The 11,565-nt window shown below is 52.7% G+C and carries 11 protein-coding genes and 1 pseudogene; 5 read left to right on the forward strand and 7 right to left on the reverse strand.

Going from position 1 to position 11,565, the window contains the following annotated elements; genetic code table 11:
* From HW443_RS06830 to HW443_RS06850, 5 genes are all read left to right on the forward strand, one after another.
* Positions 1-1,571, forward strand: a 1,571-nt coding sequence (locus HW443_RS06830) for a CoB--CoM heterodisulfide reductase iron-sulfur subunit A family protein (RefSeq protein WP_219857229.1), incomplete at its 5' end; no start/stop codon positions are given.
* Positions 1,572-1,591: 20 nt separating this feature from the next.
* Positions 1,592-2,038 (forward strand): hydrogenase iron-sulfur subunit, encoded by a 447-nt coding sequence (locus tag HW443_RS06835; protein ID WP_176229379.1) that lies wholly within the window; start codon positions 1,592-1,594, stop codon positions 2,036-2,038.
* Positions 2,039-2,132: 94 nt separating this feature from the next.
* Positions 2,133-3,170: a formate dehydrogenase gene (locus HW443_RS06840; protein ID WP_176235259.1), complete on the forward strand. Its 1,038-nt coding sequence runs from the start codon at positions 2,133-2,135 to the stop codon at positions 3,168-3,170.
* Positions 3,171-3,228: 58 nt separating this feature from the next.
* Complete coding sequence (locus HW443_RS06845) at positions 3,229-3,909, forward strand: 4Fe-4S dicluster domain-containing protein (RefSeq protein ID WP_258188955.1); 681 nt, start codon at positions 3,229-3,231, stop codon at positions 3,907-3,909.
* A gap of 13 nt (positions 3,910-3,922) precedes the next feature.
* The gene (locus HW443_RS06850) at positions 3,923-5,539 is read left to right on the forward strand and encodes an FAD-binding protein (RefSeq protein ID WP_176235267.1); all 1,617 of its coding nucleotides are present in this window, start codon (positions 3,923-3,925) and stop codon (positions 5,537-5,539) included.
* 82 nt (positions 5,540-5,621) lie between these two features.
* Here the strand turns inward: HW443_RS06850 and lysS are convergent, their stop codons facing one another.
* The 7 genes and pseudogenes from lysS to HW443_RS06885 form a co-directional block, all read right to left on the reverse strand.
* Positions 5,622-7,094 (reverse strand): lysine--tRNA ligase, encoded by a 1,473-nt coding sequence (gene lysS, locus HW443_RS06855; RefSeq protein ID WP_176235260.1) that lies wholly within the window; start codon positions 7,092-7,094, stop codon positions 5,622-5,624.
* Positions 7,095-7,108: 14 nt separating this feature from the next.
* Positions 7,109-7,573, reverse strand: a complete 465-nt coding sequence (greA, locus tag HW443_RS06860) for a transcription elongation factor GreA (RefSeq protein WP_176236841.1) — start codon at positions 7,571-7,573, stop codon at positions 7,109-7,111.
* Between the two features lie 65 nt (positions 7,574-7,638).
* Entirely contained in the window at positions 7,639-8,553 is a 915-nt protein-coding gene (locus HW443_RS06865; RefSeq protein ID WP_176230913.1) for a quinate 5-dehydrogenase, read from the reverse strand.
* Positions 8,554-8,591: 38 nt separating this feature from the next.
* On the reverse strand, positions 8,592-9,356 hold the full coding sequence (locus HW443_RS06870) for a type III pantothenate kinase (RefSeq protein ID WP_176230914.1): 765 nt from the start codon (positions 9,354-9,356) through the stop codon (positions 8,592-8,594).
* A gap of 168 nt (positions 9,357-9,524) precedes the next feature.
* Entirely contained in the window at positions 9,525-10,301 is a 777-nt protein-coding gene (locus HW443_RS06875) for a biotin--[acetyl-CoA-carboxylase] ligase (RefSeq protein ID WP_176230915.1), read from the reverse strand.
* 133 nt (positions 10,302-10,434) lie between these two features.
* Complete coding sequence (locus tag HW443_RS06880; protein WP_176230916.1) at positions 10,435-11,133, reverse strand: DedA family protein; 699 nt, start codon at positions 11,131-11,133, stop codon at positions 10,435-10,437.
* Between the two features lie 249 nt (positions 11,134-11,382).
* Positions 11,383-11,565: pseudogene (locus tag HW443_RS06885) on the reverse strand (2-amino-4-hydroxy-6-hydroxymethyldihydropteridine diphosphokinase); the annotation flags it as partial.

Genomic DNA, 11,565 nt, shown 5'->3' on the forward strand with positions numbered 1-11,565 from the left:
ACGCCAGGATGATCCCAGGTGTGGTCTTGGCCGACGAATTCCTCTACGCCTGCGCTCAGAACAGTATAGAGAAGATCAAAGAGGCGGTGAAGGACCACAACCTGAATCGGGTAGTGGTGGCTTCCTGTACTCCCAGGACTCACGAGCCCCTTTTCAAGGAGGTCCTGAGAGAGGCGGGTTTGAACCCCTACCTCTTCGACCTGGCCAATATCAGGGAACACTCCTCGTGGGTGCACCAGGACTTTCCGGATGAAGCTACCGGAAAGGCCAAAGATCTGGTGTCAATGGCTGTAGCCAGGGCCAGACTGCTAGAACCGCTTTTTACTTCCTTTTCGGAGATCGACCACATTGCCCTGGTTGTGGGCGGGGGACTGGCGGGCATGACGGCTGCGCTGTCCCTGGCCGAGCAGGGTTTTTCGGTTCACCTGGTAGAGCGTGAACAAGAGCTCGGCTGCAACTACCGCCAGGTGCTGATTCCTCTGGAGTCGGAGAACCCGGCCCTGTTCCTGGAGAACCTGGTGTCCCAAGTGCTGCGGCATCCCGACATCACCGTCCACACCGAAACAGAGGTGGCTGAATCTGCTGGCTACAAAGGCAACTACAGAACAACCCTGAAAAAGGGAGATAGCCTCACCCAGGTAAGGCATGGAGCGCTAATCATCGCCACCGGAGCCAGGGAGATGACCCCCAAAGAATACCTCTACGGCGAGCACGACCACGTCATCACCCAAACCGAGTTCGAAGAAAGACTGGCCAGAGAAGATGTACCTGCCTCAGTAGTGATGATACAGTGTGTCGGCTCAAGAGACCAGGAGCATCCCTACTGCAGCAGGATTTGCTGTACCCAGGCTGTGAAAAACGCGCTCCACCTAAAACAGTTAAAGCCCGAGGCAAAAGTGTACGTGTTTTACCGGGATATGCGCACCTACGGCTTCAGAGAGAAATTCTACAAGAAGGCCAGGGAAGCCGGAGTTTTATTTATCAGATACGACCCCGACCGGAAGCCCCGGGTCTGCCCTGGAGCCAGCGGGCTGAGGGTTCAGGCTTTGGATCCGACCATCGGACGCCAGGTGGTTATCGAGGCAGATCTGGTGGTCCTTTCTGTGGGGATCGAGCCCAACGACAACGAGTACCTGAGCAAGGTGTTCAAGCTGCCGCTCACTGCTGACGGCTTCTTCTCCGAGGCCCACCTGAAGCTTCGTCCGGTGGATTTTGCAGTTGACGGGACTTACCTGGCAGGTCTTGCCCATTGGCCCAAGCTGGCGCCCGAAGCGGTGGCCCAGGCCAAAGCTGCGGCGATGAGGGCGGTGACCTTGCTATCCAGGGACAGGATAGAGTCAGAGGCGATCATTGCGGCGGTACGAGAGCGAATCTGCTCAGGGTGCGGATTATGTGTGGCCAGTTGCCCGTACCAGGCCAGGTGTATCGACGAGGAGAAGAACGTGGCTGCGGTGAGGGAGATATTGTGTCAGGGATGCGGCGCCTGCGTGGTCGCCTGCCCAAACGGCGCCACCATCCAGCGCGGGTTCGATAAGACGCAGATAATGGCCGTGCTGGACGCAGTAGTGTAGGGAGAGAAGAGGTGAAACAACTGAGCGTTTCAGAGAAGAGAGTAGCGCAGGAATTCGAGCCCAAGATCATAGCTTTTTTATGCAATTGGTGCAGCTACGTTGGCGCTGACCTGGCCGGTACCTCCCGCATCCAGTACCCGCCGAATATCAGGGTGATACGGGTGATGTGCTCTGGTTCGGTAGATCCCCTGTACATCTTAAAACCCATACTGGAAGGTGCAGACGGCGTCCTGATAGCGGGCTGTCACTCGGGCGACTGCCATTACCTCAATGGTAACTACAAAGCACGACGCCGGGTAGCCATGGTAAAAACCATGCTTGAACAGTTTGGGATACCGGGGGACCGGATCTGGTTCAGCTTCATCTCGGCGAGTGAGGGCAGGGTTTTTGCCGACACGGTCAGGCGAATGGTGACTAGACTGAAAGAACTCGGACCAAATTCCATGAAGGCTCAGTGGGAGATCTGACGGCTCCGAAAGCGAGGTGTACACCATAGCCAGTTTTCTTTTGAGAACTCAGGCAAATGTGAGGGAGACCCTCAAAGAGTTTTTCCGCGGACTTATGAAAAAGGACATAGTAGACCTGCTTTTGGTGCCGCAGGAAACCTCCTCTGGCCGGAGCGTGGTATATACGCTGGTGAAGGACCCCAACAAGTTGCTGTCTCCGGACCCGGTGGGGCCGCTCGTGCTGGTGAGCGGGGCGACCGTGCTATCAAACCTCACCTTCCGGGACCCTGGCGCAGTCATCGGGGTGGTCTTGAGACCCTGTGAGGTAAGAGCTGCCATCGAACTGGTCAAGTTAGGGCAGGCTAACCTCTCCCCCGTGCTGCTCATTGGAGTGGACTGCCTGGGGACGCTAGACCCCAGAGTGTACCGGGAAGAGGTCATGCAGACAGGCGCTCGCGCCCTATCCGAACAGTGGCTCACCAGCCTCCGATCAGGTTTGGTGAAGGGGGTGAGGTCAGCATGTCAGATCTGTTCGGAAGTAGCCTCCGATGCAGTTTCGGTGCACATCGGTTTTATCGGAACAGGTCCTAACGAGATACTCGTGGAGGTCAAGAACTCTCTGGTAGAGCGGCTAAGAGAAGCGACAGGCCTTGTGGAAGGCACAGCTTCCGAGAGAAGTTCCCTGATTTCCTGGCACAAGGAAGAGAGGCAGAAGGTCAGAGAGGAGAAGCTCCTGGCATGGCAACAGTCCATAGATGACCTTCCCAGACTGATAGCTGAGTTTGCCACCTGCCTGAAATGTGGCAATTGCCGCAAGGCCTGCCCCATCTGCTACTGCAAGGAATGTGTTTTTGAAGGCCGCATATTCGACCACCAGTCGTCCAGCTACGTCAACTGGGCAACCAGGAAGGGTCTCATTAAAATGCCTGCTGACACCATACTGTTTCATCTGACCAGGTTATGCCACGTGGGATATTCCTGCGTGAGCTGCGGCATGTGCGAGAGCGCCTGCCCGGTAGGACTACCACTGGCAACTCTGTTCCCAGCGGTGGCCGAAAAGATTCAGGCTATATTCAATTATGTACCCGGGCGCAGCCTGGATGAGGTGCTACCGCTGACCACGTTTAAGGAAGAAGAACTTGAGCCCAGGTAACACTCCCCAGCACTAAAGTGCGGGGGTTCTCAGTCAGGTGAGAAGGAGGGAAGCTAAGGTGGCTCAACTACAAGCGGTTCGTATCCACATTATGGGTAAGACCTATTCAGTACCTGCTGCTCTTACCATAATGAAGGCCATGGAGTACGCGGGCTACAAACTCATCCGGGGCTGTGGCTGCCGGGGTGGTTTTTGTGGTGCCTGTGGCACTATCTACCGTACACCGGGAGACTACCGGATCAAGGTAGGACTGGCCTGCCAGGCTGTGGTGGAGGAGGACATGTATCTCACCCAGTTGCCATTTTTCCCGGCCCAGGCGGCAACCTACCACCTTGACCAGGCTAAACCTGCTCTGTCCCAGCTCCTCAAGTGCTACCCGGAGCTGTCCAGGTGTCTTGGATGCAACACCTGTACCAGGACGTGCCCCCAGGAGCTAAAGGTTATGGACTACATGGCCGCAGCGATGAGAGGAGACATAGCCAGGGTAGCGGATCTGTCCTTTGAGTGTATCATGTGTGGACTTTGTGCCTCCAGGTGCCCTGCGGAGACCGTGCCCTATAATGTGGCTATCCTGGCCCGGAGATTATACGGCAAGTACATGGCCAAGAAAGCGCAGCACCTGGCAGAGGTAGTCTCCAAGATCAAGGCCGGAGAGTTCGATGCCAGCCTGAACCAAATGGCGGACCAGAATATAAACGAACTGAAGAAACTATACAATTCCCGAGACATCGAGCCTTAAGGGAGGGATGACAGTGTACACTCCCGAAATGTTGGAATCCATCAAAGCAGTGGAAAAGACCCGAGGTAAGAGAATGAAGGAGCAGCACCCGCGTCTGACCCCCCAGGAAAAGGAGGCCCTTCTCAAAAGCTTCCACCCCGACTTTCGGCCAGACACCATGAGAAAGGTAACTGTGGGACCAAGCAAAGGCGAAACCATGCCCCACGAGCTCGTCGACCTGCTTGAGGCAAGAAGCAGGCTTGACCCGCACACCTTTTCGCTGGAAGCAGTAGCGCACGATGTTGAGGTGCTCGTCATAGGAGGAGGCGGTGCAGGGACCTCTGCAGCTATCGAGGCCAAACTGGCAGGAGCTAACGTTCTTCAGGTGACCAAATTGCGGCTGGGGGACGCTAACACCATGATGGCTCAGGGTGGCATCCAGGCTGCGACTAAGCCCAATGACTCCCCCATGCTCCACTACCTGGACGTGATGGGAGGAGGTGGGTTCGTCAACAAACCGGATCTGGTCAAAGCCTTAGTGCACGACGCTCCACTGGTCATAGACTGGCTCGAGGACTGGGGCTGTATGTTCAGCAAGGAAGCTGACGGAGCCCTGGTCACCATTCATGGAGGCGGCACCTGCAGAAAGAGAATGCATTTTGCCCGGGACTACACCGGTGCCGAGATCATGCGAACCCTTAGGGACGAAGCGAGAAACATCGGAGTGCCGATAATTGAGTTTTCACCCGCCATAGAACTGGTCCTGGATGAGGAGGGGAAATGCGCCGGAGCAGTACTCACCAATCTGGAAACTGGAGAGTACTGTGTGGTCAGAGCCAGGGCGGTCATTCTGGCCACGGGGGGGTTTGGCCGCCTGCACCTGGCTGGCTTTCCTACTACCAATCACTACGGAGCCACTGCCGATGGGCTGGTGATGGCCTACCGGGCCGGAGCACCCCTCATCTTCCTGGACGCTACCCAGATACATCCCACGGGCGTGGCCTTCCCCGAGCAGATCATAGGTCAGTTGGTCACCGAGAAGGTGAGAGGACTTGGCGCCCAACTGGTGAATACTGAAGGAGAGCAGTTCGTCAACCCCCTGGAGACAAGAGACGCCGTTTCCTCGGCCATCATAAGAGAGTGTCTGGATCGGCAGAAGGGATATACCACAGGAACCAGCCAACCAGGAGTTTGGCTAGATTCGCCTATGATCGAGGCGATCCACGGTAAGGGCACGGTTCAAAGGGAACTACCTGCCATGTACCGGCAGTTTAAACGCTTTGACATCGACATGGCCCAACAACCCGTGCTTATTTATCCCACTTTGCACTACCAGAACGGCGGAGTGGAGATAAATGACCTGGGAGAGACGAGCATCCCTGGACTTTTTGTAGCCGGGGAGTGTTCAGGCGGGGTCCACGGAAGAAACAGGCTGATGGGCAACTCCCTTCTGGACATTCTGGTATTTGGAAGACGGGCAGGCCAGGCGGCCGCCGCAAAGTCCCGCTCGGTGAAGATCGGCAAGCTCACCCTCGAGCACGTGAAGAAGTATCACGCCGAACTCGACCAGGAAGGAATAGAAACGGATCGCATCTCACCCATGCTACTGCCCGACTACACCAGAAAGGTCCCCAGAGCTGACCGAGGTTAATGAGTCAGAAAGAATTTTTGGCTCGTGGAAAACTAGCTCACGTTTGTACAAACAGGGGCTAGTTGTTTCTGAACCGGAACTTTCAATTTCCTTCCGGCCTCAGGTGGGGAAACATGATTACATCTCTGATGGAGGGAGAATCGGTTAAGACCATGATCAATCTATCTATGCCAATACCTTCACCACCTGTGGGAGGCATGCCGTATTCCAGAGCTCTCAGGAAATCCTCGTCGATCAGCCTGTCCTCTGCCTCTCCTCTGGCCTCCAGTTGCTCCTCAAAGCGTCTTCTTTGCTCAATGGGGTCTATAAGCTCGGAGAAGGCATTGGCGATCTCTTCTCCCCCTATGAAGAGTTCAAATCTTTCGGTCAGCCGTTCATCCTGGGCGTGAGTCCTGGCCAGAGGGGAGATATCTTTGGGATAGTCCAAAATGAAAGTAGGGGCTATCAATTGAGAGGCGACCGTCTGTTCAAATATCTGGTTAATGGTTTCTCCTTTGCTGGCTCCTTCTTCCGGAACAACCTTATGCTCTGAAGCGATTTTTCTGAGGACCTCCCCATTCAGATCCAGATGGATCTGAATATGGGCGTACTTTTGGATGGCCTCTATCATGGAAATCCTCTCCCAATCACCTGAAAAGTCGATCTCCTGGCCCCGGTAAACTATCCGTCTTTCCCCCTTGACTTGCTCGACCACATACCCCAGCAGTTCCTGGGTCAAATCCATAAGGTCCTGGTAGTTGGCAAAAGCCTGGTACAGTTCCAGCATAGTAAATTCAGGATTATGCCGGGTAGACATCCCCTCGTTTCGAAAATTTCGGTTCAGCTCGTAGATCTTATCAAATCCTCCTACGATCAGCCTCTTTAGATAAAGCTCAGGGGCAATCCTCAGATAAAGATCTATGTCCAGAGCGTTATGGTGGGTCCGGAAAGGCCTGGCTGTGGCTCCGCCGGGAATGGCATGCAACATGGGAGTCTCTACTTCCAGAAAGCCTCTGGCTTCCAGGAACTCCCGAATGGCCCTGATCACCCTGTTTCTGACCAAGAAGACTTCTCTTACTTCCGGGTTAACAATAAGGTCGACGTAGCGTTGTCGATATCGGGTCTCTTTATCTCTGAGCCCGTGATATTTCTCGGGAAGAGGGCGGAGGGCCTTGCTCAAGAGAATGAACATCTGTACGTCAATGGAAAGCTCTCCTCTTCGGGTCTTAAAGACCTCCCCTTCCACCCCCAACCAATCACCCACATCAATGTCCTGAAATTCGGCAAACTGCTCGGCCCCCACTTTCTTGAAATTTACATATAGCTGAAGGGTGTCCGAGCCATCAGTTATTTCAGCAAAAATGGCCTTTCCATGCTCCCGGAAAGCCATCACCCGTCCGGCCACCCTGGCCATAAAACCAGTGGCAGCTCCAGATTCCAGGCCACCATACTTTTCTCTGATCTCAACCAGCCGCTCCTGGGGAGAAAAGTCACATTGATAGATCTTCTTTCCCTCTTGCTTTAGCTTTTCCAGCTTTTCTATTCTCTGCCTTACGATCTCGCTGGTTTCTCCCATGGCCTTTGGTCCACTCACTTTACATCAACTATCTGGTATTCCAGTTCGCCACGGGGTATCTGCACCCTGACTTTCTCACCAAGTTTCCTGTTCAGGATGGCTGTGCCAAGAGGGGACTCATAAGAGATCAGATTACGGAGAGGATCTGACTCAATGGAACTCACCAGCCGGTACTCAAACACTTCCCCGCTCACCACATCTCTTAAGGTAACCAGCGAACCGACCCCTACCGCGTCCGATGTGTTGTTGCCCGCTATGATTTCGGCTCTGGAAAGTATTTCGTTGATCTGAGCTATTCTGCCTTCTACAAAAGCCTGTTCGTTTTTGGCATCCTCATACTCAGAGTTCTCAGTCAGATCACCGAACCCCTTGGCTTCCTTGAGCCTCTCAGCCACCTCCCTCCTCTTGTTCCGGACCAGATACTCCAGCTCCTCTTGTAATCTTTTATAACCTTCCTCGGTAACAAGAATCTTTCTCATCGTCCTTTTCTCCATAGATTGTAGAATAACTTACCTGGGCATTATAGGTTAAGAAAAGAAATCTGTCAAAGAGGGCAAGACTGAAGCTTCAGAATCTGCGGCTGAAATCCAATCTTACTGAGCATGGCTCTGTAGTCTTCAGACTGCAGCATCTCCGGTGGCTTCTCCAAGAGGGATACCAGGATGGCCTCAATTACATTAGTACCAAAAGATCTTCCTTCGAAGCCAGGAGTTGTGGTTATGAGAAGCTCAGCTCCCCGGGAGCGGAGAAGTTCTACATCTTCAGAAGTAATCGTGTTGGTAATTATCCACTTCCCCTTTAGATCAAGAGGAAGATAACGACGGATATAGAGAAAGTCGCCCGCCAGGATGTCCGCATCACGATAGTACTTGAGGTACTTTTTCTTCGGTTCCTTCTCCTGCTCTGAACCAAGAGGATAGAGAATCCGAAAGGGCAGTTTGGTGATCAGAGGTAACAGCATCCAGGCCACTATTTTGACCGCCCGAAGCGAGCGCAGAGGGATAGGAATACCCAGGCCAAAGATGAAATCGCCAAAGGTGGTCTGGCATCCTACTTCAGTGAGGGCCTCAGCCATGCCAAACCTGTCCACAGAACTCACCTGTAAAGCCTTCTTGCCCCGCAGAGGACCCAGATTTCGGTCCACCTCTTTGATTACATCATACTCCAGACTGTTCTTGAGGCCGCTTCCATCCACTACCCTGGATTTGACCACAGCTTTTCTCATTTTGAGGGCATCTCTTATAGCATACTTTCGCCCTCCCGCACAAAGATAAAGATCGATGCCGCCCAGACCAAAGACGTCTACCTGACCATCCAGGGATCTGAGAAGTTCAATGGCTCTGGCCATATTTCCGTCTGTGCCGATCCTCTCCACCACAAAATCCTGGCCCAAAATATTCAGAGATACCCGGTGATCTCTTTTCGATGATCCCAGACTCACGCTCACAATGCGCCTCATCTTACCTCCTCTCTGCTTTTCCATGCCTTTTAGTGGCACTAGTGATTCATTTCATAGATAAATTTAAGTCCTTTCAGGGTAAGCTGGGGGTCATGGACGTCAATGGTCTCACAGTAGTCCAGGACCATCTCGGCCAATCCACCGGTGGCGATCACCTTGGGCCTGGTGTGCATCTCGCCGGCCATCCTCCTGACCATTCCGTCAACCAGCCCGGAGAATCCCATGATTACTCCGGACCTGATGCTGTCGGCAGTGTTTCGGCCAATGGCCTGAGTGGGTTTTCTCAGATCCACTTTGGATAACCTGGCGGCATGAGCAAATAGAGCCTCCGTGGAGATCTCCAGGCCTGGGGAGATGGCTCCGCCCAAATATATATTCCCCTCCGCTACGGCATCGAAAGTAGTGGCTGTGCCGAAATCCACCACTATGCAGGGACAGCCGTACAGTCTTATAGCTGCCACCGAGTTGACAATCCGGTCGGCCCCCACTTCCTGAGGATTGTCATATGCAATCTCCAGATCGGTTTTTACTCCGGGCCCAATGATCAGTGGATCTACTTCCAGAAATCTACGGCTCAGGACGATCAGTTCATGATCCAGCTGGGGCACCACCGAGGATATGGCCACCGAAGTGACGTCCTTGAATTTCAGACCATAGAGTTCAAACAGTTTATAAAACAGAGCAGCTATCTCATCAGTTGTTTGCTCCCGGGGAGTGACTATCCTCCAGGAGTGGTCGATCTCGTCCCCCGAAAAGAGCCCTAGAACCGTCTGAGTGTTGCCCACGTCAATGGCCAACAACATTAGAAACCCCTCCTTGCTTACTGTCCCCAAGTAATAGTTGTTGTTGCTACTCGTGCAAATAGAGAAGCGAAAAGTCCTGATCATCAGAGGTGCGTTAGCACTTCAACGGTCATCAAAGCTGGCCTGTACCGACTCCAGGACGGTTATCCCCTCTACAAAGCTATATCTTTAGCTATCCTCCCTCAGACGAAGGGAGACTACATCCCCGCTGTATAAAGTTCTGGTTCTCTTTCCAGCCTGGATAACCAGAGCACCCTCCTGAGTGAGACCGGAGGCCCGACCATAGATGGTATCCCCCTCCAACTGAACCGCTACCATCTGGCCCAGAATGCTCATGCGGGGAGTGACCTTCCCCAGGAGATCTCCCTGATTGTAATAAAGATTATGCAGATTTTCTTCTATTTTATCCAGCACCGAAAGAAGGAGGGCATATAAATCCTCTTCCCTTCCTGTTACTATGTCCAGGGAGGTGGCCACTTCCTGGATTCCCTCTCTTTGCAGAACTTCCTGTTCCAGGTTGACATTGATGCCTATGCCCACCAAAAGGGCTTCTTCTCCAGTATCCCTGGTTCCCCTCTCTATGAGAATACCCGCTATTTTCTTACCTCCGATGAGAACGTCATTGGGCCACTTGAGTTCTGTTTTCACGCCACAGCGCTCTTCCACGGCCTGAGCTACACTCAGGGAAATGATCAGGGGCACTTTATGGACAGAGCTGTCTTCAGGCCTGCAAGGCAGTATCAGAGAGAACCAGAGACCTCCTTCCGGAGAAGACCAGCTTCTTCCTCTTCTCCCCCTGCCTCCGATCTGTCTTCTGGCCACCACTACAGTCCCGGCCGCACACCCCTTTTGGAAGAGCTTACGAGCATAGTCATTGGTAGAGCCAACTTCTTGCAGAAACAGGATTTCTCTATCAGCCTGGTTACCTGGAGAATAGATTCTCATTTCCTCTGAAAATACATCTTAATTTCATGCTCCTTTGTGCCACCTGTGGCATGAGGGTTTCATGTTATCATGGTTCACATGTGTAGTTCCAAGTTCATATCCAAAACATGTGGCATCCAAGAGCCAGTTATCTTCACTCCTTTGGATCAGGAACTCCGATTTTTTCTTGCCCTTTCCCTCTTTTGGCCTCCCTTATATCCCTTGGGCTCCTTTTTGCTCTGTAAAATTTTATTCGGTAAAACCCGTAAATTCCAGTTGCCACAAGCAGAGCAATCACCAGAGTGGTCCATCCCATCAGGTCTATAATCTTCATTAAAAGATCCCAGTTTCGGCCGAAGTAGTAGCCCAAAAGGGAGTAGGCCGTAGTCCGGGCAAAATGACCTGTCAGATCGTAGACCAGGAATGTGGAATAGCTCATCCTGTATATTCCAGCCAGAGGTATTGTTATTACTCTCAAAAAGGGAACCATTCTGGTGAGGAGAATCGTCTTGGCTCCGTATCGAGCATAAAACTCCTCTCCTCTTTGTATTCCAGCCTTGGACAGTCGAAAAAATTTGTGATGCCGATCCACAAAGGGCCTGCCACCCTTGCGGCTTACCCAATAGATCAGATTATCCCCCACTACTGCCCCTACGGAGGCCACCAAAATGACCAGGTAGAGGTTAAGGTAGCCCAGGGCGGCAGAAAAGCTGACCACCAGAAGGATGATATCTCCAGGAACAAGGAGTCCCAAAAAAGCTGCACTTTCTAGCGCCTGGGCCAGGAAAACAATATAGTAGCCATATAGGGAAACCAGCTCTAGAATCCTTTCCGCAAGCGAAGACTCTGGCATCTCTGACCCACCTGGTTAACTGAAATCAGTATGGAAGAATAGTGAACCGTTGTCGTCTGACATGTCTGGCTTACCTCCACTGTTCAGACGATCTGTCTCACTGATGAGATTCTCGCTGCCCAAGTTTGCGTAGGAACTAATTTCGGACTCAAGGGGAAGCTTCCGTGGATCGGAGGACAATAACAACTGTTTCCTCTGAAAATACATCTTAATTTCATGCTCCTTTGTGCCACCTGTGGTATGAGGGTTTCATGGTGCGTGGGCGATGGACACCCAATCATAATTAGCGTAGAACTCCACCTTGTCATCCAAACTTAATTCGCTCAGATAGCTTTTGAGAAGGTCCCCGCCAGGAAGACGCAAGTTTTTGTCTATCTCCAGAAGGGGTATGAGGACGAATCTTCGTACGGTCAGGTATGGATGAGGTATGGT

Origin of the sequence: Candidatus Hakubella thermalkaliphila, assembly GCF_013281975.1 — a bacterium.
Lineage (GTDB): Bacteria > Actinomycetota > Humimicrobiia > Hakubellales > Hakubellaceae > Hakubella > Hakubella thermalkaliphila.

Excerpts from the sequence above, each read along its gene's own strand:
- HW443_RS06840 (WP_176235259.1), top strand. The coding sequence starts at position 2,133 with ATGAAAAAGGACATAGTAGACCTGCTTTTGGTGCCGCAGGAAACCTCC.
- lysS (WP_176235260.1), bottom strand. The coding sequence starts at position 7,094 with ATGGGAGAAACCAGCGAGATCGTAAGGCAGAGAATAGAAAAGCTGGAA.
- greA (WP_176236841.1), bottom strand. The coding sequence starts at position 7,573 with ATGAGAAAGATTCTTGTTACCGAGGAAGGTTATAAAAGATTACAAGAG.
- HW443_RS06865 (WP_176230913.1), bottom strand. The coding sequence starts at position 8,553 with ATGAGGCGCATTGTGAGCGTGAGTCTGGGATCATCGAAAAGAGATCAC.
- HW443_RS06870 (WP_176230914.1), bottom strand. The coding sequence starts at position 9,356 with ATGTTGTTGGCCATTGACGTGGGCAACACTCAGACGGTTCTAGGGCTC.
- HW443_RS06875 (WP_176230915.1), bottom strand. The coding sequence starts at position 10,301 with ATGAGAATCTATTCTCCAGGTAACCAGGCTGATAGAGAAATCCTGTTT.
- HW443_RS06880 (WP_176230916.1), bottom strand. The coding sequence starts at position 11,133 with ATGCCAGAGTCTTCGCTTGCGGAAAGGATTCTAGAGCTGGTTTCCCTA.